We start from the raw sequence: 25,218 nt of genomic DNA on the forward strand, positions 1-25,218 counted from the left end.
GAAGACGAAGAGGAGTTGGCGGCGCACTCCCCGCATCCGAGCACCACGACCGCACGGGACAATGATCCGAGATCCTCGTCGCTTGAGGATTACTCCGGCTCGATACCGGCGGCCTTGATTACCTTGCCCCATTTTTGGGCATCGGTGGCCTGGAACTGCGCCAGTTCTTCGGGCGTCGTCGTCCAGGCTACGGAACCTGCGGTTTCATAGAACGACTTCGCCGCCGCGCTCTGCGTCGCATGCTTGAGCAGTTCATTGAGGCGCGCGATCACCTCCTTGGGCGTGCCCGCAGGCGCATAGGCTGCAAACCAGTAGCCCATGTCGTAGCCCTTCACGCCCGCTTCTTCCAATGTGGGCAGATCGGGCAGTTGCGCACTGCGCGTCCTGGTGGAGTAGCCCAGCGCCTTGAGCTTGCCCGAACGAATCTGCGGAATGCCGGTCGAGGTATCCGTGATCATCATGTCGATCTGCCCACCGAGCAGATCCGTGATCGCCAGCGGATTACTCTTGTAGGGCACGTGCAGGATGTCCACACCGGCAAGCTGCTTGAGCATTTCACCCGCGACACGGCTTGACGAGCTGCCGCTACCGAAGGACAGCTTTCCGGGCGACTTCTTGGCCGCCGCAATCAGTTCGCCCACGTTCTTGTACGGTGACGAGGCATTCACCACCAGCACCTGACCGCCCTTGCCCAAACCCGTGACCGGAGCAAGGTCCTTGACCGGGTCATATGGCAGCTTCTTGTACAGATGCTGGTTGGCCGATTGCGTGGTGTTCGTGGTAATCAGGATCGTGTAACCATCGGGCGCAGCCTTGGCGACATACTGCGCGGCGATCATGCCGCTTGCGCCGCCCTTGTTGTCGACAACGACGGCCTGCCTGGTGTCTGCCGTCACCGACTGCCCGAGCGCACGCGCCAGCAAATCGGTCGCGCTGCCAGCGGCGAACGGCACGATGAAGGTGATCGGCTTGGCGGGATAGTCTGCCGCCTCGGCCTGCGCGGCCATGGCGACGACAACGGCGCCGAGGGATGCGGCCAGAACGCTGCGGCGGGAGAACGAAGAAAAAGAGTCAGTGCAAACGCGCATGGGTATGTCTCCTTGGTTTTCAAATGGGGGAATTTTTCAGGGTTGCTCGTCATCGCTGCCCGCGAGGAAAACGCGCAGCTCGTGGGGCACGTCAATCTCGATATCCAGCAGCAGAAACGACAACGCCTTGCCGTGACTGTCCAGATTGAGTGCATCGTTCACGCCGCCGTCGAGCACGTCGTCAAGCACGAAGTTCATCGCATGCAGGTTTGGCAGCACGTAGCGTTTGACGCGGCCCGGGCGGCGCAACGCGAATTGCGCGGCCACGCGTTCCTCGGTGAGTTCGCGCAGCAGCAAGTCCCAGAACACCGGGTGCCAGGCAATCACGCTGATGTTGGATCGATTGCCCTTGTCGCCGGTTCGGCCGTGCGCCAGCCGGTGCAACGCAACGGGCTGGGCGGAGGATGTGAGCTTGTCGGTCATGATTTTTCCCGTCTGCATTGGTCACTCAACGAAGGCAAAACGCTCCTGGACCGCATCACGCGGCACCAGGCAGGACACCGTGCCGAGCCGCGCGCGAATCGCCGAACGCACGCCCCCGCCGCCGGCAGGCCCCGCGCAATAAAGCGCATTCACCTCGCGCGCAAGCCGCAATGCGTCGGCACGATCTTCACGTTGCCATGACAGCCTGAGCCGCACATCGCGGGCCGCGCGCAGGCCTTTCAATTGCGCAGCGCTTGCGGTGTTCAGCCATTCATTGGCATCGTCGCCAAAGACGCTGTTCACGCCGATGAGATCCACACGAATCGCCGCCTCGCGGCCCAGCCGTTCGCGAATCACGTCCGCCGCGAGCAAGGCCCTGGCGCCCGCCCGCGCACCGGCATACGAGATTTCCGCCTCGGCAAACCAGCCCGCCTCGAAGCACACGTTGACCTTGAGCGTGGCCGGGCGCTCATGCCCCTTCACGCCTTCGAGCCGCACCTGATTGAGCGCGACTTCCTGCACGCGCGCCTCGCTGATGTCCGCCGTCACGTCGGGCGTGAGATATGCCGAGGGATCATGCAGCTCATACAGCAGTTGCTCCTTCACCGTGCAACCGTCGATGCGCCCGCCGGTTCCGGCGGGTTTGGAAATAGTGCAATCGCCGTTCGCATCGATGTCGGCAATCGGATAACCCACGTTCGCAAGATCGGGAACGTCCTTGTAGCCGGGGTCGGCAAAATAGCCACCGGTTACCTGCGAGCCGCACTCGAGCAAATGCCCGACCATGGTCGCGCGCGCAAGCCGGTCCCAATCCTGCATCGACCAGCCGAAATGCGCGAGCGCCGGGCCCAGCACGAGAGATGGATCCGCCACGCGCCCGCACACGACGACGTCCGCTCCGGCACGTAGCGCATCGGCAATCGGCTGCGCGCCGATATAGGCATTCGCACTCACGATGTTCTGCGATGGCAGGCGCTCGCCCAGCGCCTCGACCAGCATCGGCCGGTGCCGTTCATCGAGCAGGTCGTCGCCCTCCACCACCGCGATCTTCGGGCGCCGTGCCCCCAGTTCTTCGGCCAGTGCCAGAATGCGCCGCGCCGCGCCACGCGGATGAGCCGCCCCAAAATTGCTCACGATGCGAATGCCATGTTCGAGACACAGCGCCAGCACCGGGCGCAGCAGTTCATCAAGTAGTGGCTCGTAACCCGCGTCGGAATCGTCGCGAAGCGCCAACTGGGCGAGCGCCAACGTGCGTTCGGCCAGCGTCTCGAACATCAACACCGAGGGCTTGCCAGCGGCAATCAGATCGCGAACGATGGGCAGCGCCGCGTCCGTGCGATCACCCGAAAAGCCCGCCGCACATCCGATCCGCAAGATGTCCGGCAGCACATTGGACTGTGTCATATGGCTGTCTCCTGATGGCGAATGTAGGGGTGTTGCGTTATTCTGTTAAATCGATAATCAAAATGAATTAATCCAATATTCAAATGAATATCTCAAGCAGACAGATCGATGCCTTTCTGGCGCTCGCCGCGCAGCGCAACTTCACGCGCGCCGCCGCGCAATGTCATCTGTCGCAGCCAGCCTTCAGTGCACTCATCAAGGTGCTGGAAGAAGACCTGGGCGTGCGTCTGTTTGATCGCAGCACGCGTCATGTCGAACTCACGACCGAAGGCGCGAATTTCATGGAATCCGCCGAACGCATCCGAAGCGAAGTGAACCAGGCCATTTCCGGCATGCGCGACGCCGCCACCCTGCGACGCGGGCGCGTGGCCATCGCACTGCTGCCATCGCTCGCGGCGGGCTGGCTGCCGGAGCGGCTGGCGGAGTTCCGCGAACGCTTTCCCGGCATCGAAATCGAGATCGCTGACGTGCTGTCCGAACCCTGCATCGACAGGGTCGCGAGCGGCAAGGCCGACTTCGCACTCGCGGCCATCCGCGCCGACACGCCCGATCTCCAGGCCGAGCCTTTCTGCAGCGACGACTTTCACCTCGTCTGCAAGCCCGACCACCCACTCGCCAAAGGTACGCGCAAACACCCGATCACCACCATCACGCCACAGGAACTGGCGAAATGGCCCTTCATCCACATGGCCCGCCACAGCAGCGTGCGCCAGTTCCTCGAAGCCGCCTTGCACCCACTGCCCATGAAAAGCGTGATGGAAGTCGAGCAACTCGCCACCGTCATGGGCATGGTGCGCGCGGGCTTGGGAATCAGCGCAATTCCAGCGCTGGCGCTGTTTCATTTCCAACAGCAAGGACTGGTCACGTGGCCCCTGCCTTGGCCCGAACTCACCCGCCAAATCTACCTGGTCCGCCGCCGCGACCGAAGCCTCTCGGTTGCGGCGCAGGCGATGTATGCGCTGCTTATGGAGAAACGTCCCAAGGGGTCGTTTTTTGATGAGAATTGATAATTCTCATTTAAATCGAACACCTGCTATTAATTCGCAGAGAAATGCAATACCAACGCCAAGCACCTCAACAACAGATATTTTTTCTAGAGATTCCCATTTTCAAACTCATATTGGTCATCTGTTAAAACAGAAAAAGAAAATATCATCCTGAATTCCATCACCGCTCCATGCCTCGAAAATATTCCTCGGCTGCCACACCGACAAAAACGATAATGCATATACGAAATTTAGGGAAGGCCTGCAAAACTCCCCTGAATGCAGTCACCATCACCACAATTTTGCGATCATCGCCACATGAAGCAAATCAGTCTGGGCTTGAACCTGTCGATCAAGAAGACGCGCAAGCGCGAATTTCTCCGGGCGTCCAGCGTTTCTCGTTGAGACGATGCTGCGCATTCATTAACTGCAGCAATGGTTCAGTCTGAGTGATCCGGCCATGAAGGAGTCCTTATCAGAAGATGAGTTTTTCAGACATTCCCTAATTTTGATTAATACAGTTTCTTGACAACACGAGAATTTCCATCATATCTTGCAAAATAAACTGATAACGCATATTTTTTTCCAGCCCAACTCAACACACATGTCGCCAATTCCTCATCGTTAAAATGATGGCAGGATATTATTTTATTTTTCAAAAAAAATTGCGTCGTGTAAATTAATGATTTATCGTTCCATGGTTCAAGATATATGTATTTTGAAGTGTATTTGTAATACATTAACGAGATGGATAAAAATAAATATTTATCCACTTTCTTAGCAGCACGAATTTCTTCGCAAGTATTGTCTGGACAATATTCCAAGAATAAATTTTTATTTTTTCGATGAAATTTCATCCCTCCATTGGGCGCGCCTTCGAGAAACGTCATTAATTCATCGAGATGGTTTGGATTCTTCGACGATTCATTCGCCTTCGCTTCAATGTTTGGGATAAACAGTAGGAATAGTGCCCCCATCAGAAAGCGCAGGGACACCATTTCCAGGTTCCAATTGAATATACCAGTGGTTGCGAGTAGGCCGGTTTTAAAACAACTCGAGTTGAGTTCCGTTGAAGCCGCAGGATTTCGTGCAGGCAATAACATCCCCATTGTTAGCAGGATTTTATGTAGAGATAACAATTGCGATTTCATAATCATGATGGATAGCTTCGTTTTTCTGTCTTACCGGTCACCAAAAGACTAAAATCTCAATTTCCAATATTCCCTTACGCAGGTTTTCATACAGTTTAAACATTAAATGAAAGAAAACGCATACCTCAAGATAATATAAAATATTCAACGTCCATTTCTTTTTAAGTATGTTGCGTCGGGGGTGTCAGCTGGATTATTTGAAAAAAATTCAATATACTCAGCTTTTGGGGTTCCTTTTTTGGGCGATCGACATTTGACATACCAGATTCTCATTTGAATACCCGTCTTCAGGTCGCTTATTTTAACATCGCCACCAAATGCTGAATATGCCGACGTAAGGTTATTAATATTAACGACAATATTCTTGTTGGTATCTACGCTATGCAGTATTAGCTCATTATTATTGATTTCCATCAAAATACCCGCCGCATTGTGATAAGAAACTATTGCTTCCGAATCCGGGATAGGGGTACTGCATTTTGAGGTCGCCTCGTTTGATAATGAGATTAATAGTACGAAGAAGGCGATGTACTTGTAATTTGTTTTCATTCCTTTACTGCCGGTTTTGTCATTTGCATCAAACCAGTCGCCGTTGATGCACCAGGGATAGTCTGAAAACTCATCCATCTCTCAAAAATGAAACGCAATTTTTTTTAAAATCTTATTATTTTGAAATTATTTTTAATACGAAACAGATAAAAATTAATATCTCCACTAAAAACATATCCAGCAATCCAAAAATAAATGGAGAAAATATTTTATAGGCAAAAATAATAAAAATGACAAGAATAATTATCCAATCTCATGTGATCATATTCCCCGTAGAAGCTGGGCACTCATCGAAGCCAGAGAGGTAATGCGCGGCGTCATCAAGTCTTTCAAAATGGAGCCGATCACATGAGCCAAGTGCACGCCCAAGCCCGCACCACCCCGCGAACGAGAGCCGAGATCAAAGCCTCGACAGAGACCTTGGCTCAACTGGCCGAACGCTACAACATCAGCCGCGCCACCGTGCTCAAGTGGAAACATCGGGAGACACCCGATGATCTTTCGCATAGGCCTCACAAATTGCACACGACACTCTCACCCGTGCAGGAGGCCATTGCGGTAGAGCTGCGTTGCCTGCTGCCGCTTGATGATTTGGTTGCGCTGGTGCGTGAGTTTATCAATCCGCATGTCTCGCGTGCGGGCCTTGACCGGTGTCTGCGCCGTCACAGCGTTGCCAACTTGCGTGAGCTGCAAGCCAAGGCGCAGGCGGATGCCGGCACAGACACACAGCGGCCCGCCAAGACCTTCAAGGACTACGAACCGGGCTTCGTACATGTGGACATCAAGTACCTTCCCCAGATGCCCGATGAACAGCACAGGCGCTATCTGTTCGTCGCCATCGACCGCGCCACGCGCTGGGTGTTCATGCACATCTACGGCGATCAAAGCGAGGACAGCAGCGTGGACTTCCTGAACCGCCTGGAGCATGCAGCGCCCATGAAGATCGTCAAGCTGCTCACGGACAACGGCAGCCAGTTCACTGATCGATTCACCCGCCGGGCACGCCAGCCCAGTGGTCAACATCAGTTCGATGTGCGCTGCAAGGCACTGGGCATCGAGCATCGCCTGTGTCCACCACGCCACCCGCAGACCAACGGCATGGTCGAGCGTTTCAATGGCCGAATCAGCGAGGTGCTCAAGCAAACGCGCTTTGCATCAGCCGCACAGTTGGAGGCAACGCTGATGAGCTACGTGAAGACCTACAACCACCAGATACCTCAACGCGCGCTCGATCATTTGGCTCCTGTTCAGTCAATGAAAGATTGGTATTCCAAGAAGCCTGAGCTATTCAAAAAACGGGTTTATAACCAATCGGGACCTGACAAATAATGAACACCAAACTAGCTTTTTTGAACATAAACTCACCCAAAGGTTAAGCAATTCTCAAGCTGCTTTATATCGCAATGATCGAGAAGCGGATTTATTTCAATCTTGCCGATCCAGCTGCGGTCATCCCATAATCGGCCTTGTATCTCCTCCAGCTACATTGCAGCCGCAGTTTTAGGCAACTGATTGATGATTGGTTTCTAGTGGGCATATAAATAGCTTTCCAACTGAGCACTCCGGGCTGTATCTGCGCCCATTCGCATACACTGTTGTGCGCCCGAGTGTAGAGCCGACTCATGTAGTTGATTTCGTTTCGAAGAGCTCAACGCATTGCATATCATCGCTCCTGCCTGGAAGCTTGCTCAGCTTCTGCGGGGAATATGATCACATGAAAAGGAGCATCTATCAGCTGGCTGTTTGGGTGAGGCTGAGTCGCCTGAAATGAATGCTTTACCGACGACTAGTTAGTTTTTTCTTCAACATAATGCAGAATCTTTTATCTTGGAGGCTCATGCATTCCTTACTAAGATTGCTCAGTATCTTTTTGGAGTCGATAGCGGTAATTGTGTCTGATCCTGCTTTACGTACTACGGAATTTCCTAAGAAAATATCCTTATTCGCTTCTTTTAAAAATGCTTTCACGCCACCCGGCGTGGAGAGTAACCTTGCTTCTGTTTGTATATAGGCGTAGCTCAAAGCAGAGGTGTCGCATGCATTATATTCTTTGTAAAAAATAGAATAATCATGCCAATTTTCAATGCTTGAAAGTTTTTCCTCAGCATATTGGGCGTCGGCTTGATTGCAAACGGTTGACGATGCAAATGCAAACATAGGTAGCCCGGCTATCATCATGAAAATGATAGTGATGTAACGAATTATGCTAAATTTATTCAAGCAGGGCAATGTTAGTGGTCCCATTATTTAATCAATTATGACCAGCGTCGGCTTGTTTCCCCTGTTTTTGATTAAATCGTGAAAGCAATTGTATGGCTTTTTTGAAAAATTCATGATCATTTAAAATCATCGTCTGATCTAGATTTTAAAAATAAAGAACGCACCCATCCTGTCAATGCTATAAAGGTGATCCCGGGTGTTATCAATAAAGAGATGCCAATATCAATAAAAAGAGACAAGCCTTGATCAAAGCTTCCAGTGACATGGGAAATTAGGCGTGCAAAGCAAAACCATAACCCTGCCGCTGCGATTGAATACGCGGTCAGCTCTAGCCATTGAATTGAGCGCTTTGGTGATTTTTTATGATGCCAGATGAATAATGCACAACTCACCCAAATGAAGTAAATAAAAATCCACAGCGGCCTAGTGGCAGTATATTCCTTAGGTGAAAATATCCATATACATGTTATTAATATGATTAACGTGCATAGCCCTGCTAGGGTTGCCTTTAGTTCTCGCACGAACACGCCTCTCTTGCTTTTATCATGGCGACGGAACCAAATGGCATCAAAAATGCACCTGCAACTTCTGCAGTTCCTGACACTATGGTGGATAATCCAGTCAGCTTTGCTCCCAACGAATATCCCAACGACAAACTTCCCGGATAAGCCCTCATAAGTGCATTGCCTGCAATTCCAGGACCTTTTGCGATGGCCATTTTTTCTCCACCAATTTTCATGCCCTCCTCGATAGCTTGGGAAGCATTCGGATTTGCATTCGGTATATATTGCTGGACATTACCAAAATTTATAGCCTTGGCTAGGGCGCCACCATAATTGTCGGTTAAGTATTTTTGCACACACGGGTCGTTCACCGGAGGCTGGGGTTTTGGAGTCAGAATGCGTACATTTTCCAAAGGTATTCCATGAATAAGTCCAAGAGGATCTATAAAACTAAGTGGATTCGCTTTTGCATAACTGTAATTATTTATATCACCATTTAAGCCAATTGGATCTTGGGTGATGTATCTGATCATTTCTTTTTGATAATATCGATATCGATTGTAATTTAATCCACTTTCCTCATCGTACTGTTGTCCCTGAAATCTAAGGGCTGCAATAAGGTTGTGTCAGAGTCTTGAGTAACTATTCCATTTGCATTTGTTTCGACTCTCCATTCGATCGCATTCCTCTGAGTTATTAAATCCAAAGGGCTACCCAAATGATCGCATCGATATAGATGAAGTTGCCATTGATTAGTATCAGCATCTTTCAAAACTAACTCTTTTAACGCCATGGATTGCATATCAATCGGTTTCATCCCCTGTAGCTGTATTTTCTTGAACCTGCTTTTCTTTAATTCGGTTTCTATATCTCCCAGCATTGCAAGAGTTTGAGTGTCCATTGAAATATCGTGTTGTTCCTTTAGCTTCTGGGCAAGCTTTTTTTTCTGCCCAATTTTATCCCCCTCCAGACGAATCATTGGCACAAACGTATCAGGCTCGTAGATCGTAAATACCTGCCGCCTATCTTTTTCAGTCAGCACGAGCCTGTCCCCATCCCAGCCAAAGTACGTGGTCTCAACGTCTCCCACAAGCTTGCCGTCCCCATCTCCTTGCTGCACCTGCTTGACCATTCGCCGCCCGAACGGGTCGTAGTGATAGTTAGCGCCTCGTACGGCATCATCCGATTCAAATCCGTAGCGAACCAGCCGGTGGCTGCTGTCATAGATGTAGTGGTGCTGCTCGTTGTTCTTCGCGCGGTGCTTGCGCCGCAGGTTGCCCCACGCGTCGTATCCGTATCGGAACTCGCCGTCGTCCAGAATGCGGTTGTCCATCCATCTTGGCTCAGTATGGTTGGATTGGCTTGCGTTCACGTCCCCCAGCAAGTTGAAGTCGCGGTCCTTCAGGTGCTGCCTTACTGTTTCTTCCCACTGGTCAACGGGAAGATGTGCCTGCTGGTTTTCAAACAGCCGGTTGCCAGCAGGATCGAATTTGTAGTGCTGCAATTCAAAGCCCGGCTGGACGGCGCTGATGAGTCTTCCCGCTTTGTCATACCCGTATTGGTGCAGCCCGTTCGCAGTTTCGATTTGCGTGAGTTGGCCAGCCAGGTCGTAGTGGTGCACGCGATGGAGCGTCTGGTCTTCGCCTATGAGGGGACTGTGGGCCTCCAGGTGCGACAGACGCGACAGGTTGTCGTAGGTCCGGCTGATTTGCACTTCGCCGAAGGTGCGCCGGGTTTCACGGTGCAGCTTGTCACGCTCGAAGTCGATCAGGGTCTTGCCGCCCAGCACCACGCCGTGCAGGTGGCCCGAGCCATAGGTTTGCCATTCGATGGATGGCAGGCCTTCGTAGGTTGTGCGGGTTTCGGTGCCGAGTTCATCGAACTGGCGCTCCACGCTGTGCTTCCAGACTTCGTTGCCTTGTGCATCGCTGATTTGCTGGATCTCTTCTGTAACCCGGCCAAGCGCATCGCGCAGGAACTCCACGCTGATGCGGTTGCTTCCGATTTCTGTGTGGTGCCAGGCCTTCGCCATGACGCCGCCTTCGCCATATTGAAAGTGAAGCGTTGATTGAATAACTGCCTCAACCACTTCATCCTCGCGCTGGCCTCCGCTTCGAATTTGGTTTTGACTTTCGTAGAGCCCTGTCTCGCGCGTTAGCAAGCGCCCCGCTTTGTCATAGGTGAAGCGATGAGTCAGGCCTTCATCCCTGCTTGTGGTCACCTCACCAGCCGCATTGAACGTGTAACTCTGAGTGCGCTTGTCAAAGTTGACCTGTCTTGTGAGCCGGTCCATCAAGTCATACTCAAACGTTGTATGCGCTCCGTTCTCATTGGTCAGGCGGATCAAGCGGCCAGCGTGGTCATATTCGTAGTGCTGCGTGAGCCCGCCATAGTGATACACCAACATTTGCCCAAGGGGGTCGCGCTCAAAGCGTATGGTGTTTCCGTCTGGGCCCGTGACCGCCATCAGATCGCCGGCTGCGCTGTAGTCGTAGCGGGTGGTTTGACGCGCGGCGTTGGTGTGGGCAACGATGCGACCTTGTACGTCGTATTCATTCGCAAAGCCCGAGCCTTCTTCGCCTTGCGTACTGATGAGCTGGCCCCAGCGGTCATAGCGATAGCGCGTGGTGCTGCCTGAGCAATCGCTGTAGCGGATCAGTTGCTCTGCCGTATTCCAGGTGAGGTGTTTTTCGCCGCCTCGGGCGTCCTGGACAACGCTGGGTTGCGCGCTCCGCTCGTCGGGGTAAACATACCGGGTTGTGTTTCCAAGCGCATCACTCGTGCTGGCCGTGCGGCCCTGGTCATCGTAGACAAACCGCGTGGTCATGCCGCTGGCGCTACGGCTTTGAACCATCTGGCCTTGCGCGTTGTAGTCCCAGCGGCTTTGGGATCCATCCGGCAGCGTCACCGATAGCAGTGCACCCGTCGCCACATCCAGTTCAAAACTTGTTTCACGTCCCAGTGCATCGATGCTGGCGGTAAGCCGGCCACTCGCATCAAACCGGCTTTGCGTCGTTGAGCCATCTGCCTGCTCAATCCTTACCACTCTTCGCAAGCCTGCTTGTCCTTCAAAGTGATAGGTTTTTCTGCGCCCAAGGCTGTCCGTCACCGTTGCCGAATCCGGGTGGTAGTCGAACCGGTAAGACAGTGAGCCTGGACGGTGCTGTCCCACTACTTTGCCTGTTTCGTTATATGCGTAGGTGACAGGCTCACGCCCAGCGTATGCGTGCGCCACCATGCGGCCCGGAAGCTCCGTGTGATATTGAAAGCTGCGCTGCAGGCTGCCATCGCGGCCATATACCGCGACCAGTTCCCCGCGCGGGTTGTATTCGTAGCGCACCAGCAGTTGGGGTAGGGGCTGAGCGCCGTGCGGGTCGGTATCCTGTGGATCGTAGGTCAGATGCACGGCCATCAGGCGCATGCCGCTGTCTGCTCCCCAGCCCTTCAGGCCGTCGTTGGCGATATGAGCCAGTTGCTTCAGCTCCAGCCGGTATTGCCTGCCAACGCCGTCTTGCACGGCGTTCATCCATCCCGCCGCATTGCGCGCGATTTTCTTGACGTGGCCAAAGCGATCAGCCGTGCCAAGAAGATGAAGACGCGTGTTGTCGATTTCTGCTTGCGGCGGTTGTGGCCCGAATATCCACCAAGGCCCTAACGCATCGTTGGTGACAAAGAAAAGCGATGCATTGCGGCGGTCATCCAGATGCAATGCGAGCCATGCCATGTTCAAGCGTGCCATGGGCAGTTCGGGGATTTCGTCGAGGCACTCAAGGCCGCCACGTACTATCCACAGGTTCTCGCTACGGCTGAAAGCGGCCATGCCAGCAGAAAGAGGATCGAACCGGATGCTGCGGCCTTTGCTGTCGTTGAGCGTCAGCTGTGTAGCGGACTGCTGCAGCGACACCTCATCAGGTAACCACCAACCGGGGCCAAGCAATCCAACGGGCGCGGGAGTGTCGGTCTGATAACTTGAATAGTCGCGTGACACCACAAAAGGCAAAGGTCCCGGCAACGCAACATCGATTTCGTTGGTCTGAACCTTTGCACCAAGCATGGCGTTCACCGGGTTGCCATCCGACACGCCCCTGGGGCAGGTGGAGCAGGCCACCCCTCCTGAAGTGCCGATATAGACGGTGCGCGAACCCTGCGTGATCGGTCCGCCTTTTAAAGTCATGTCCGTCTGACGCGCTGCTGGTAATCCTGTCATTTCTCATCCTCTCTTCTGATCTTGCTTTTCTCTTTTGGTTTTTCAGAACGTCATCATCGGTACGCCCGACTTGGGCGCACTGACCGGCGCCGAAGGGGAGGCTGCCCCATCAATCCACCCGTCATGTTCAAAGCCCCGGCGATCGCGCTGAGCTTGCCATTGCCTGCACCCATGGAGTTGGCGAGGCCGGCGACCTTGCCCGCCGCGCTCAGCGCTCCCCCGAGTGCCGAATTGCCGCCCCCGAGCATCGCGCCTGCTGCGCCTGCCAAGCCGCCGAGGCCTCCACCGCCAGCGCCCATGAGACCGCCCACGGCTCCGGCCAAGCCACCAAGGCCGCCCATGCCGCCGCCCATTCCGCCCATCCCGCCGAGGCCACCCATTCCACCCATGCCGCCCATTGCACCACCGCCAGTATCCGAGGCCACAAAGGAGTTGCCACCGGGCGGCCCGCCTGCGCCTGCGGGAGCGCCAGCCCCACCACCCGCTTCACCGCCCGCTCCATCACCAGCCCCTCCGCGTTCTCCTTCACCTTCACCGCCTCCCTCCTTGCCGTCCTCCTTGGGCGTGGCTGGCGGCGTTTTGCTCGCGCCACAGTTCCACTGCACCATGCCGGCATCGCCATTGAGTTCCTTCTCGGCCTGCAGCTCGATGTGCGCGCCCTTGAGATAAATCCCGCCATCGCTTTTGAGCACGATCTTCGCCTTGCCGCAGACCAGTTCAAAGTGATCGCCCACCGTGTGCACGGATACCTTGCCGACGTTCTCCTCCTTGCGCTCACCCACCTTGAACTCCACCTTCTTGCCGATGGTGGCGGTATAGGTCTGACCCACCATCAGGCTCTTGCTCATGCCCACCTGGCTCGCCTGCATCAGGCCTACGAGCGAGTTCATCGCCAGGCCCACATTTCGGCTGTAGGCAAAGCCGATGTTCATCATCTTGGCAATGCCGGTGTTCTCCATGTAGGTGATGCCGATGGTCTCCTTCTTGTTCTTGCCAATGTCGATGGTCTCGTTCTTCCCGACATCTTCCGTGCGGTTGTCCCCAATCGAGATCTTCTCGTCGTGATCCACCCGCTCCTTGCGGTTCTGGTGAATCGTGATGGTCTCATCCAGATCCACTTCCTCGGTGCGCCACCCGTGCACGTTGATCTTCTCGTTGCGATCCACGATCTCCGTGCGGTCGCGGTGAATCGTGTTGAACTCATCCCGGTCGATCACCTTGCGCCGGTCGTTGCCCACCCACTTGTCCTCGTCGTGCTCGACCTCCGTGAGCTGGTCCTTCTGCGCGTGCAGCCACAGTTGCTCCTCGCCCTTCTTGTCCTCAAAGCGCAGCGCGTTGGCATCGCCCGCACCGTTCTTCATGCCCGCGCCGCCCGCACCACCGCGGCTGGAGTGGGTCTTGATGCCCGACTGCGTCTTGTTGGCCGGTAAGTCCCACGGCGGCATCTGCATGGCGTTGTAGACCCGGCCCGTGATGATCGGGTAGTCCGGATCACCGTTCAAAAAGTCCACGATCACTTCCTGCCCGATGCGCGGCACGTGCATGGAGCCGTAGTTCGCGCCCGCCCAGGTCTGGCTCACGCGAATCCAGCAGCTCGAGTTCTCGTCGTTCTTCCCGTAGCGGTCCCAGTGGAATTGCACCTTCACGCGGCCATACGGGTCGGTGTAGATTTCTTCGCCTGCGGGGCCGGTGATGACCGCCGTCTGCGGGCCTGTGGTGTGCGGCTTGGGGGTCGTGCGCTGGCTGCGATATGGAACCGATTTGGGGATGACGCTGAAACTGATGCGGTACGTGGTCGGGCTGTCGATGCCCGCGCGCTTGGCAGCGCCCGAGCCTCCTGCTCCATCGCTTCGGCGCACGTTCTCTTCAAACCGGTAATACGCCGACTCGATCAGATATTCCTTGTTCTGATCGGCTCTGGGGTATTTGCTGAAGGTGAACAGGTAGCCCGGTGCGATGTTGCGCGCATTGCCTTCGCCCTGGGCGACTTCGCGCTGGGCTTTTTGCTGTTCGATGCGCACGCGTGCGTAGTTCTCGCCGTCGCCCGCATCGGTGTAGCCACCGGGCCAGTCGTAGAGTTCGCGACTGTCCTCGGGTGGCCTGCGGGCTGCTGTTGCCTGGTCTCGAGCAAGGCCTTGGGCTTCTCGAAATCGTAGTCGTCCGATGCGAAGTGGCCGGAAGCGATATCTTCGGCAAAGCGCCAATCGTCAATGAAGTCGACGCTGTGGATGTTCGCAGCCCGGTTGCCGGGGTAATAGGAAATGGTGGTCGGTCCGTTGGGAAGAGGGCCGTGGCTTCCGATGTCATCCGCCAGCACCAGCTTGTGGCTTCCCATGCTGTGCTCAAAGAAGAAATAGCCGCCCTCGGCTTCAAGCAGGCGTGAGATGAAATTGAAATCAGTCTCGCCGTACTGGACCATATAGTCCCACGCGCGATAGCTGCCGACGAGCCGGTCATCAATCGTGAAACCGTAGGGGCCCAGCACTTCCTTGATGATGTCCGGCACCTTCTTGAACTGGAAGATCTTGAAGTCCGAGCGCCGCGTCGCATGCCAGAGCCAGGGGCGCAGCACCCCTTCATATGCGTAAAAATCACCATCGCGCCCTATGTACGAGAACTGCGTTACCTGCCCGGAGAGAAACCGCTTATCGCTGCCTGCCGATTCGGTTGTGAGATCGATCTCGATGGACATGTCCTTGCCCAGCAAACTCCTGGCGGCAATCGACGAATTCTGGCTGATCACGCGAACCCGGTATTCAAACAATCGCGAGATCTGCTCACTGCCCTCCAATGAGCGGAATTCCAGTTCCTCACCCAGCGGACTGTGGGCAACGAAGGTTCTGTTGGACATGGAAACTCCATCGAGAAATAGTTTTAGATAGTTTTCATAAATACTATGCGTAACTCTGGTTACCAGCAACACATGTTCCAACACGTTATACGGGAAGACTCGGCTTTTAGACCCGCAACAGATCAGGTTTCACTTTCGTGCGAGGGGAAACGTATGAATTGTTAAAAATCATGCTCAAACACGAGTGCTCTAACAATAGTGTCTGTCCAGGTGACGAATGCCTCATTCGCTACAGGCTTTTTACTGCTTGAGAGGCAATTTTTCAGCGCTACACTCGGGCCGAAGTGAGCCGCAGTCGCGTTGATTTCCACTGCGCTCGCACCAAAGCCACGCGCTGGCTGGTTGTGCAACATAGGAGGACCGCCGATGAACACCCCAGACACCGTATATGCCTGCATCGACGGACTCGATGCGACCGCGTCCGTAATCGATAGTGCCGCATGGTCTGCTCGGCGGTTGCATGCGCCGATCACGTTGCTCCATGCGCTGGAACGCCCTGACCCGCTGCCGCCCGTGGGTGACTACAGCGGGCTGATCGGCGTGGGCGCGCAGGAGGTGCTGCTGCAGCGCCTCAACGAGCTTGACGAAGAGCGCGCCAAGATCGCGCATCAGGCCGCGCATCAGATGATCGAACAGGCGCTCAAGCACATCGATCCCGAGAGCGTTCCCGCGCTGCATACCTATATCAAGGATGGCAATCTGACGGACGTGTTGCTGGAGCAGGAGCCCACCGCGCGCCTGTTCGTGCTCGGCAAGGGCTACTGCGCGACGGTCGCGCGCAAGCTGCGGCTTGATCACCGCGTGGAGAGCGTGATCCGTAGCGTGAAGCAGCCAGTGCTGGTGATCACGGCTGGGAGCTTTGTTGCACCGACTCAGTTCGTCGTCGCGTTTGACGGCAGTCCTACCTCGATGCGCGCGGTGCAGGCGGTCGCGCGCAGTCCGCTTCTGCGGGGGATGGCGGCGAGTCTGGTGATGGCGGGCGAGCCGACCACCGACATGCTGGAGCAGCTCCGTATCGCGCAGGAACTGCTCGACACTTCAGGATTCAAGGTGACGACCAAGATCGTTGCAGGCGTACCCGAAGAAGCGATTCCGGCATTTCTTTCGACCCGCGCAGACGCCTTTCTGGTGCTCGGTGCCTACGGACATTCACGCATCCGCCAATTGATCGTCGGCAGCACCACGACCACACTGCTGCGCCTGAGCACGGTTCCCGTGCTGGTGCTGCGCTGAACACCGGAACAATCGGGAGCTATCCGCCGCGTAGAAACGGCAGCGCCGCTTCCAGCAACGGTCCGGGCGCTTCTTCGGCGATGTAGTGCCCGCATGGCAAGGTGTGGCCTTGTACGTTGGTTGCCACGTTCTGCCATTCCTTGAGCGGATCGAAGCAGCGATGAACCACGCCCTGCTCGCCCCACAGCACGAGCGTGGGCACATCGAGCAGGTGACCGGCCTCGATGTCGTCGCGATCATGTTCGAGGTCGATGTCCGCCGAGGCGCGATAGTCTTCGCACAGGGCCTGCGCTGCGCCCGGCAAGGCCATGCAGCGCTCGTATTCGGCCAGCGCGCGCAGGTCGAACGGTGCGAGACCGGCACTGCGCCCGCCAATCACGTCACGCACATAGGCAGCAGGATTCGCGTTGATCAGGCGCTCCGGCAACGGCGACTTCTGGATCAAAAAGAACCAGTGCCAGTAGGCGCGCGCGAATTCGTCCGTCGTGTTTGCATACATGGCGAGTGTTGGCGCGATGTCCAGCAAGACCATGCGCTCGACCGAGCCAGCATGATCCAGCGCGAGCCGATGCGCCACGCGCGCACCACGGTCGTGCGCCATTACCTTGAAGCGCTCATGCCCGAAATGCTGCATCACCTGCAACATGTCGCGCGCCATCACCCGCTTGCTGTAGTCGGCACTTCGCGCTCCGCCATTGGGCTTGGACGAATCGCCATAACCACGCAAATCCGCCATCACCAACGTGAAATGCCTGGCAAGTTCGGGAGCCACCTTGTGCCAGATGGCCGACGTCTGCGGATGCCCGTGCAGCAGAAGCAATGCAGGCCCCTGGCCGCCGGTGAGCGCGTGAATGAAGATGCCATCTCCGGCAGGAATCAGTTCACTCCGAAATTCGGGAAAAAGTTCTGGATGCATGTTCCATCATAGGCACAGTCTCCATTCAACGAACTTAACTTCGCTCAAGCTGGGCCACCGTTGCCGAACGCCTCGGCGCAGAAGCGAAGGATCTGGTCTCCCAGCCAGTGCTCGTCGGTATCGAAGTGCGCCATGATGGAGACATGGTTATGGTCGGCGAGCGTGAGGTGCAAGGGTGCCTTTCCCCGAGTCACGCCGCCGCGAGCCTCCGCTCACCCATCCACCCGGGCGGCCGCAACCAGCTTCTGCGTATATGGATGCCTGGGCGCATCCAGCACGTCGGTCACCGAGCCGCTCTCCAGGATCTTGCCGTCCTTCATCACGATCACTCGGTGTGCCATGGCGCGGACCACGGCGACGTCGTGCGTGATGAGCAGATAGGAAAGCCGATGCTCCTTCTGAAGGCGTTGCAGAAGGCTCAGCACCTGCTGCTGAATGGTGACGTCCAGCGCGCTGGTGGGCTCGTCGAGTACCAGTAGTCGGGGCTCGACGATCAATGCACGCGCAATGGCCAGGCGTTGGCGTTGGCCGCCCGAGAACTCGTGCGGATAGCGCAGAAGCAGTCCGGGAAATTGCGCATCGGTCAGGCCGACGTCGGTGAGCATCTGAATCACGCGTTCGCGGCGCTGGGTTTCGGTGAGTTGTGCCGCGTGCACCTTGAGGCCCTCACCGACGATCTCCTCGACGGTCATGCGCGGCGACAGGGAGGAGAACGGGTCCTGAAACACCACCTGCACATGCCGCCTGAGCGCCTTGTTGTGGACGTTGTTGCGCTCCGCGGGTTGCTGCCAGTGCTGGTGGGCGATCTCCATCTCGCCCGAGAACGGCAGCAGGCCGAGCATGGCCTGCGCGAGCGTGGATTTGCCCGAGCCGGATTCGCCTACCACGCCGAGCGTCTGGGCCGCCGGAAGCACGAACTGCGCATGTTCGACCGCGTTGAACCGGCCCTTGCGAAACCAGCCGCGAATGCCCGGCAGCGGCACGGGGTAGCTCACCGTCAGATCGTTGACCTGCGCGGCGATGTCGCCCACCGGGTTTGACTCGTCCACCTCGATCACGTCGCGCACCGGCGCACTGCCGATCAGGCGTTGCGTGTAGGGGTGCTGCGGGTTGCTGAAAATGTCTTCGACCGGCCCCTGCTCCACCAACACGCCGCGCTCCATCACGGCCACGTGATCGGCGAAACGTCGCACCAGCACCAGATCGTGCGTGATCAGCAACACCGCCATACCGGTCTGGCGCTGCAGGTCGGAGAGCAGGTCCAGAATCTGGCCGCGCAGGGTCACGTCGAGTGCGGTGGTGGGCTCATCGGCCAGCAGCAGACGTGGCTTGCTCGCCAACGCCATGGCAATCATCGCGCGCTGCCTCTGGCCTCCCGAGAGCTGGTGCGGGAACGCGGCCGCGCGCCGCCCGGGCTCCGGGATGCCGGTGCTCGCGAGCAGCTCTATCGCCTGGTCATGGGCCTGCTGACGGGTCAGCGCCTGCTTGAGCTGCAGGACCTCGGCGATCTGCTCGCCCACCGTCATGAGCGGGTTCAGCGCGGTCATCGGCTCCTGGAAGATCATGGCAATGTCGCCACCGCGCACGCCGCGCAACTCGCGTTCGCTCAGCCCGAGCAGATCGCGACCATTGAACATCGCCTGACCGGAGATATCGGCATCGCTTGCCAGCCGCAACAACGAAAGCGCGGTAATGGTCTTGCCGGAGCCTGACTCGCCGACCAGCGCGAGTTTCTCGCCGGCAGCCACGTCGAAACTTACGCCGCGCACGACCTCCTTGTCGCCAAATCGCACATGCAGGTCCCGCACCGAGAGCAGCGGTGTCCGGGCGTCGGCAGGGGTGGTGTCAGTGGCGCGCATCGGGTTCGTCGAATCGGAAATGGGAGGATTGGCAGCCATGGCGTGATCACTTGTCCAGCTTGCGCGGGTCCAGCGCATCGCGCAACGCGTCGCCCATGAAGGTCAGCAGCAGCAAGGTCATCACCAGCACCACGAACGTGGACAGCGAAATCCACCACGCGTCGATATTGTTCTTGCCCTGCGACAGCAGCTCGCCCAGACTCGGCGTGCCGGGCGGAACACCCAGCCCGAGAAAATCGAGCGATGTGAGCGCCAGAATGGCCGCCCCCATTCGAAATGGCAGAAAGGTCACCACCGGCGTCATGCTGTTGGGCAGGATGTGGCGCGTGATGATCTGCCAGTTGCTGACGCCGAGCGCCCGCGCGGCCTTCACGTAATCGAGTTGGCGATTGCGCAGGAACTCGGCGCGCACATAGTCCGACAACCCCATCCACCCGAACAGCGACAGCAGCACCAGCAGCAAGGTGATGCTTGGCGCGAACACGGCCGAGAAGATGATCAGCAGGTAAAGCTCGGGCATCGACCCCCAGATTTCGATGAAGCGCTGAAATGCCAGATCGACCTTGCCGCCAAAGAATCCCTGCACCGCCCGGCCACCACGCCCAGCACCACGCCCACGGCGGTAAGCGCAAGGGCAAACAGCACGCTCACACGAAATCCATAAATCAGTTGCGCGAGCAGATCACGCCCACGATCATCGGTTCCGAGCCAGTTTTCGGCGGTGGGGCCGGAAGGATTGGGCGACTTGGCGAAGTAATTCAGCGTCTCGGGCCCGTAGCGGTTGATCGTGTGGATCGCCCAGTTGCCGTCGCTCGAGAGCTTCTGTTGAATGAACGGATCGAGGTAGTCGGTCGGCGTCTGAAAATCCCCGGCGAAGGTGGTCTCCGGGTAGCTGTGCAGCATCGGCACATAAAGCTCGCCTTGGTACTTGACCAGCAGCGGCTTGTCGTTGGAGATCAGTTCCGCGCCAAGGCTCAACACCACCAGCACGACGAAGAACACCAGGCTGAAGAACCCCAGACGGTTCCTGCGAAAACGGCGCCAGGCCCGCTTCGCGGGTGACTGATGTTTGTTCGTGTTGGTGGTAGCGCGCTCGGTCATTGCCAATCATTCTATGAGGGTTTACAGACGCCATGTCGGCATGCCTGCCGACAGGCGAGAACATGGCTGTTGCTCTCCAATCGTGTGCACCGTACAAAAAATACTCCCACACGTGTCATCCAAAGAATCGCGCCTGCGCCAGGCCATCAAGGCCGTTGCCGTATTCGAGGCGCTCAAGGGTCTGGCTGCGCTGCTCGGATTGCTTGGGCTGCTGAGCCTGCTCCATCACGACCTGCATCGCCTCGTGGTGGAGCTGATCGGTCACTTCGGCCTCTCGCCCGATTCGCGTTATCCGCACATCGTCGTCAACGCCGTCGACAAGCTGATCGGCACTCCCACGCATGCCATCGTGCTGCTCGGCTGTACATACATCGCCATACGCTGGGTCGAGGCCTGGGGACTGTGGCATGACAAGGCGTGGGGCGAATGGTTTGGCGCGCTTTCGAGCGGCATCTACATTCCGCTCGAAGTCCGGCACATCATGATCGACCGCCATTGGCAAGGCGTGGCCGTGCTCGCGCTCAACGTGGCCTTGATGCTGGTGCTGCTGTGGCGCATCCGGGATCGCAAACGTTCGCATGCCGCTGCGCCGTCAGGGACTGTGGTGAACAGGTCCTAGGGCCTGTTCACGCAACCCACGGGGTCGCGCAAGCCCGAAGAGTTGTGCAGTCTTGGGCGGTCTGCGGCGTTGCAGTCTCTCACAAGGTACCTACCTTGCTTCGAGCCTGCGCCTTGCATCCCATCCCAAGAATGCACAACGCGATCCCCGTGCGTTGGGTGAACAGGCCCTAGTCAAACTTGACGCGCGGATCGACCCACACGTAGCAGAGGTCGCTGACGAGCTTGGTGACGAGGCCAATGAGCGTGAACAGGTACAGCGTGCCCAACACGACCGGATAGTCGCGGCGGATCACGCTTTCATAACTCAGCAATCCCAGGCCGTCGAGCGAGAAAAGCGTCTCGATCAGCAACGAGCCCGCGAAGAACGCGCCGATGAAGGCCGCCGGAAACCCGGTGATGATGGGAATCAGCGCATTGCGGAACACGTGCTTCCACAGCACCTGTTTTTCGGAGAGGCCCTTGGCGCGCGCGGTGAGCACATATTGCTTGCGGATTTCCTCAAGGAACGCGTTCTTGGTGAGCATGGCCGTCACCGCAAAGCTGCCTGCGACCATGGCTGTGATCGGCAGCGTGATGTGCCAGAGATAGTCGGTCACCTTTCCCATCAGACTCAGCTCATCCCAATTCGGCGAAGTCAGGCCGCGCAGCGGAAACCACTGCAACTGCCCACCAAAGATTACCAGCAGCGCCACGCCGAGCACGAAGCCCGGTATCGCATAGCCGACGAGAATGATCAACGTGGTCACGAAGTCGAAGCGCGAGCCCGCGCGCACGGCCTTGGCCACGCCCAGTGGCACGGCCACCAGATAGCTGATGAAGAAGGTCCAGAGACCGAGGCTGATCGACACCGGCAGCTTTTCCTTCACCAGCGCCCAGACATCCTTGTTCTGAAAAAAGCTGCGCCCCAAATCGAAACGCGCGAACTGACCCAGCATCTGAAAGAAGCGTTCATGCGCGGGCTTGTCGAAACCGTAGAGCTTCTTGATCTGCTCTAGCCGCTGCTTGTCCACCCCTTGCGCGCCCCGGTACGCCAGGCCACCGCCCTCGCCTGCTCCGCTGTCACCACCACCCATGCCCTGTACACCGGCCTTGGACTCGGCCAGGTATTGTTCGACCGGGCCGCCGGGCACGAACTGGATCACCACGAAGGTCAGCAGCAAGACGCCCAGCAAGGTGGGAATCATGAGCAGGAAGCGTTTGAGAATGTAGGCAAACATGGCTGATTCCGGTTTCGTTCAGGGCTTGCCGGGCGTTGCGGTCAGCGGCGGCACGCGCGCCCACCAGTTGCCGATCACCCAGGGCTCGCCGTTGACATAGGGTGGCACGATGCCCGGGCGCTCCAGGCGCCAGGCGTTGTAGACCATGCGGTGCACGCCCGAAAAATATTGCGGAATCAAATAATGCTCGGACGCGATGATGCGCTCCAGCGCATGGCATGCGGGCAACATCTGCTCCTTGGTCTTGGCGCTCACCATGGCCTTGATCATGGCATCGACGGCGGGATTCTTCACACCGGGGAAATTTCCAGAATCCTCCTGATCGGCGGCCGCGCTGCCGAAAACGTCGAGGAATTCCTGCCCTGGATTGGTAGTCCCCTGATAGGCGATCGTGGTGATGTCGAAATCAAACTTCTGCAGGCGCTGCTGGTACAGCGCAAAGTCCACGGCGCGGAATTTGAGTGTGACGCCGAGCTTCTGCAGATTGCGCATCCACGATGAAAAGGTCTTGATGCCAGTTTCGCTGCTGTCCAGATATTCGAGCACCATCGCCTCGCCCTGGGTGTTGCGCAGGACGCCATCACGCACCTCCCAACCCGCATCCTTGAGCAGCGCCTGGGCGCGCCGCAGATTGTCGCGCAGGCTGGTCGCTCCATCGGTGGTGGGCGGCGCATACATGTCGCCGAACACCGCCTCGGGCAGATCCTTGCGCCACGGTTCGAGCAAGGCCAGCTCGTCTGCGGAGGGCTTGCCCGTGGTCTCGCACATGGTGTTGCCGAACAGTCCCTTCACGCGCGTGTAGGAGCCGTAGAACAACTGGCGATTCATCCATTCGAAGTCGAACGCCAACCCCAGCGCCTCACGCACGCGGCGATCCGCGAGCACGGGCCTGCGCGTGTTCAGCACAAAGCTCTGGAAACCCGAGGGCAGCTTGTTCTGAAACTCGCCCTTGACCAGTTCGCCCGAATCGAATTTTTTGCCGTTGACGCGACGCGCCCAATCGCCCGCGCTGAAAATGCGCATCAGATCGAACTCGCCCGCTTTGAGCGCCTCGAGCCGCGCCGTGTTGTCCTTGTAGATCTTCACCTGCACGCGGTCGAAATTGTTCGAACCCTTGATGACGTTCAGGTCGCGCGCCCAGTATTGCGGATCGCGCACGTAGGTGATGTCCTTGCCGAAATTCACCGGGCCGATTCTGTAGGCTCCGCTTCCGATCGGAATGTCCATCACGACCTGATCGAAGGGCTTGGGCTTGCCGTCCTCCATGCCCCAGTCGCGGCTGAAGATCGGCAGCGCTCCCACGGTCAGCGGAAGCTCGCGGTTCGGGCTCTTGAAGCGAAAACGCACGCTGCGGTCGCCCAGGATGTCCACGCCCGCCACATCGATGAGCAGCGTCTTGTAGCCGGGCGAGACATGCGGGCCGACGAGCGTGTCGTAGCTGAACTTCACATCCTGCGCCAACACCGGTTTGCCGTTGTGAAAGCGCGCCCTGGGGTTCAGCCGAAAGGTGGCCGAGAGTCCGTCAGCGGCGACCTCGACGTCCTCGGCGAGCAATCCGTAGCCCACTCCGGTCTCGTCAAGCGGGGATGTGAGCAGTGAATCGAACATCATGCTGCCCAGATACGCCGGAGCATTGCCGCGCACGGTGAACGGGTTGTACTTGTCGAACGTGGAAACCCGCAGATTGCTCACCAGCCGGATCTCGCCGCCCTTGGGCGCATTCACGTTCACATAGGCGAAATGGTCGAAGCCTGCGGGAAGCGCCGGTTCGCCCCACATCGCATAACCGTGCGCCGCCCACACGGGCACCGTGGACAACAGGCCCACGCCCACAAACCCAAGCTCTTGATTAACCGCATGCGACAATTCTGCACCAGACGGGCAAAAGCGCTCCTCAGCGGTTGCGCGCCGTCATCCGATCCGATTTTTTCTGGAGAACAACACAATGGGTTTCCTCGCTGGCAAGAAGCTGCTCATCACGGGCGTGCTGTCCAACCGCTCCATCGCCTACGGCATCGCCAGGGCCTGCCACCAACAGGGCGCCGAGCTGGCATTCAGCTATGTGGGTGAGCGCTTCAAGGACCGCATCACCGAGTTTGCCGCCGAATTCAACTCCACGATGATCTACGACTGCGACGTTGCAGATGACGCCCAGATCGAGAAGATGTTCGCCGATCTGTCGGCCACGTGGGGCACGTTCGACGGCTTCGTGCACTCCATCGGTTTCGCCCCGCGCGAGGCGATTGCCGGCAACTTCCTAGAAGGCCTGAGCCGCGAGGGTTTCCGCATCGCGCACGACATCAGCGCCTACAGCTTCCCGGCCATGGCCAAGGCGGCGCTGCCGCACCTGAACGACAAATCGTCGTTGCTGACGCTGTCATACCTAGGTGCGCTGCGCTCGATTCCCAACTACAACACCATGGGTCTGGCCAAGGCCTCGCTCGAAGCATCGGTTCGTTATCTGGCCGAAGCCGTGGGCCGCACCGCCGATGGTCGTGCGATTCGCGCCAACGGAATTTCCGCAGGACCGATCAAGACACTGGCCGCATCGGGCATCAAGGACTTCGGCAAGCTGCTGGGCCGCGTCGCCGATGCCGCGCCGCTGCGCCGCAACGTGACCATCGAGGACGTCGGCAACGTGGCCGCGTTCCTGCTCTCGGACCTCGCGAGCGGCGTCACGGCCGAAATCACCTATGTCGATGGCGGCTTCAGCCAGACCGCGGGACTGTCCGCGGATCAGGTCTGACGCGACATTGCGCTACGCGCACCGGCATTGATTGACTGATTGACTGACTGATTGATCGTTCTTTTGCAGGCCCCGTGAGTTTGCCCGCTCGCGGGCCTTGTTCCTTTCCGATCCGGCGCGCGCCACCAACGGCTAAGGGCGCA

General features: G+C 57.5%; 19 protein-coding genes and 3 pseudogenes. 6 read left to right on the forward strand and 16 right to left on the reverse strand.

Going from position 1 to position 25,218, the window contains the following annotated elements:
* Positions 1–89 precede the first annotated feature (89 nt).
* Genes H9K75_RS23390 through H9K75_RS02935 form a run of 3 tightly spaced genes read right to left on the reverse strand, consistent with a single transcriptional unit; the run spans position 90 to position 2,915 of the window.
* Positions 90–1,088 carry a Bug family tripartite tricarboxylate transporter substrate binding protein gene (locus H9K75_RS23390; RefSeq protein WP_226858480.1) on the reverse strand — a complete coding sequence of 333 codons (999 nt, stop codon included), beginning with the start codon at positions 1,086–1,088 and terminating at the stop codon, positions 90–92.
* Between the two features lie 36 nt (positions 1,089–1,124).
* The gene (locus H9K75_RS02930) at positions 1,125–1,529 is read right to left on the reverse strand and encodes an AtuA-related protein (protein ID WP_226858481.1); all 405 of its coding nucleotides are present in this window, start codon (positions 1,527–1,529) and stop codon (positions 1,125–1,127) included.
* Positions 1,530–1,532: 3 nt separating this feature from the next.
* Positions 1,533–2,915: an acyclic terpene utilization AtuA family protein gene (locus H9K75_RS02935; protein WP_187724709.1), complete on the reverse strand. Its 1,383-nt coding sequence runs from the start codon at positions 2,913–2,915 to the stop codon at positions 1,533–1,535.
* An 83-nt stretch (positions 2,916–2,998) separates the two neighbouring features.
* Between H9K75_RS02935 and H9K75_RS02940 the strand changes: the two genes are divergently transcribed.
* Complete coding sequence (locus H9K75_RS02940; RefSeq protein ID WP_187724710.1) at positions 2,999–3,922, forward strand: LysR family transcriptional regulator; 924 nt, start codon at positions 2,999–3,001, stop codon at positions 3,920–3,922.
* A gap of 297 nt (positions 3,923–4,219) precedes the next feature.
* Positions 4,220–4,397, forward strand: a pseudogene (locus H9K75_RS25370) (transposase); the annotation flags it as partial.
* Between the two features lie 16 nt (positions 4,398–4,413).
* Here the strand turns inward: H9K75_RS25370 and H9K75_RS02950 are convergent.
* Positions 4,414–5,058 (reverse strand): hypothetical protein, encoded by a 645-nt coding sequence (locus H9K75_RS02950; protein ID WP_187724711.1) that lies wholly within the window; start codon positions 5,056–5,058, stop codon positions 4,414–4,416.
* A 138-nt stretch (positions 5,059–5,196) separates the two neighbouring features.
* On the reverse strand, positions 5,197–5,679 hold the full coding sequence (locus H9K75_RS02955) for a hypothetical protein (RefSeq protein WP_187724712.1): 483 nt from the start codon (positions 5,677–5,679) through the stop codon (positions 5,197–5,199).
* A 270-nt stretch (positions 5,680–5,949) separates the two neighbouring features.
* Between H9K75_RS02955 and H9K75_RS02960 the strand changes: the two genes are divergently transcribed.
* Complete coding sequence (locus H9K75_RS02960; protein ID WP_187724713.1) at positions 5,950–6,930, forward strand: IS481 family transposase; 981 nt, start codon at positions 5,950–5,952, stop codon at positions 6,928–6,930.
* Between the two features lie 447 nt (positions 6,931–7,377).
* Here the strand turns inward: H9K75_RS02960 and H9K75_RS02965 are convergent, their stop codons facing one another.
* The 5 genes and pseudogenes from H9K75_RS02965 to H9K75_RS25380 form a co-directional block, all read right to left on the reverse strand.
* Entirely contained in the window at positions 7,378–7,779 is a 402-nt protein-coding gene (locus H9K75_RS02965) for a hypothetical protein (protein ID WP_187724714.1), read from the reverse strand.
* A 158-nt stretch (positions 7,780–7,937) separates the two neighbouring features.
* Entirely contained in the window at positions 7,938–8,342 is a 405-nt protein-coding gene (locus H9K75_RS02970) for a hypothetical protein (protein ID WP_187724715.1), read from the reverse strand.
* On the reverse strand, positions 8,330–8,941 hold the full coding sequence (locus tag H9K75_RS02975; protein WP_187725881.1) for an RHS repeat-associated core domain-containing protein: 612 nt from the start codon (positions 8,939–8,941) through the stop codon (positions 8,330–8,332). Before H9K75_RS02975 ends, H9K75_RS02970 begins: the two co-directional genes overlap by 13 nt.
* Positions 8,890–12,531: a DUF6531 domain-containing protein gene (locus H9K75_RS02980; RefSeq protein WP_187724716.1), complete on the reverse strand. Its 3,642-nt coding sequence runs from the start codon at positions 12,529–12,531 to the stop codon at positions 8,890–8,892. Before H9K75_RS02980 ends, H9K75_RS02975 begins: the two co-directional genes overlap by 52 nt.
* A gap of 593 nt (positions 12,532–13,124) precedes the next feature.
* Positions 13,125–15,382: pseudogene (locus tag H9K75_RS25380) on the reverse strand (type VI secretion system Vgr family protein); the annotation flags it as partial.
* Between the two features lie 366 nt (positions 15,383–15,748).
* On the opposite strand from H9K75_RS25380, the gene H9K75_RS02990 reads away from it, so the two are divergent.
* Positions 15,749–16,615 (forward strand): universal stress protein, encoded by an 867-nt coding sequence (locus tag H9K75_RS02990; RefSeq protein WP_187724717.1) that lies wholly within the window; start codon positions 15,749–15,751, stop codon positions 16,613–16,615.
* A gap of 19 nt (positions 16,616–16,634) precedes the next feature.
* Here the strand turns inward: H9K75_RS02990 and H9K75_RS02995 are convergent, their stop codons facing one another.
* The 4 genes and pseudogenes from H9K75_RS02995 to H9K75_RS03005 all read right to left on the reverse strand — a co-directional run bounded on the left by H9K75_RS02995 (position 16,635) and on the right by H9K75_RS03005 (position 20,491).
* Positions 16,635–17,531, reverse strand: a complete 897-nt coding sequence (locus tag H9K75_RS02995; RefSeq protein WP_187724718.1) for an alpha/beta fold hydrolase — start codon at positions 17,529–17,531, stop codon at positions 16,635–16,637.
* A gap of 44 nt (positions 17,532–17,575) precedes the next feature.
* On the reverse strand, positions 17,576–17,704 hold the full coding sequence (locus tag H9K75_RS24570) for a hypothetical protein (protein WP_264293958.1): 129 nt from the start codon (positions 17,702–17,704) through the stop codon (positions 17,576–17,578).
* A gap of 39 nt (positions 17,705–17,743) precedes the next feature.
* Positions 17,744–19,390 carry an ABC transporter ATP-binding protein gene (locus tag H9K75_RS03000; protein ID WP_226858673.1) on the reverse strand — a complete coding sequence of 549 codons (1,647 nt, stop codon included), beginning with the start codon at positions 19,388–19,390 and terminating at the stop codon, positions 17,744–17,746.
* A gap of 46 nt (positions 19,391–19,436) precedes the next feature.
* Positions 19,437–20,491, reverse strand: a pseudogene (locus H9K75_RS03005) (ABC transporter permease).
* 112 nt (positions 20,492–20,603) lie between these two features.
* Here H9K75_RS03005 and H9K75_RS03010 point away from each other — a divergent pair.
* Complete coding sequence (locus H9K75_RS03010; RefSeq protein ID WP_226858482.1) at positions 20,604–21,110, forward strand: DUF2127 domain-containing protein; 507 nt, start codon at positions 20,604–20,606, stop codon at positions 21,108–21,110.
* A 169-nt stretch (positions 21,111–21,279) separates the two neighbouring features.
* On the opposite strand, the gene H9K75_RS03015 is transcribed toward H9K75_RS03010, so the two are convergent.
* Positions 21,280–22,329 (reverse strand): microcin C ABC transporter permease YejB, encoded by a 1,050-nt coding sequence (locus tag H9K75_RS03015; RefSeq protein ID WP_187724720.1) that lies wholly within the window; start codon positions 22,327–22,329, stop codon positions 21,280–21,282.
* 18 nt (positions 22,330–22,347) lie between these two features.
* A complete protein-coding gene (locus tag H9K75_RS03020) occupies positions 22,348–24,108 on the reverse strand; it encodes an extracellular solute-binding protein (protein WP_187725883.1) in 1,761 nt (586 codons plus the stop codon).
* Between the two features lie 166 nt (positions 24,109–24,274).
* Here H9K75_RS03020 and fabI point away from each other — a divergent pair, with 166 nt between their 5' ends.
* Positions 24,275–25,075 carry an enoyl-ACP reductase FabI gene (gene fabI, locus H9K75_RS03025; protein ID WP_187724721.1) on the forward strand — a complete coding sequence of 267 codons (801 nt, stop codon included), beginning with the start codon at positions 24,275–24,277 and terminating at the stop codon, positions 25,073–25,075.
* Positions 25,076–25,218 lie beyond the last annotated feature (143 nt).

Source organism: Diaphorobacter aerolatus (assembly GCF_014489535.1).
GTDB lineage: Bacteria > Pseudomonadota > Gammaproteobacteria > Burkholderiales > Burkholderiaceae_C > Diaphorobacter_A > Diaphorobacter_A aerolatus.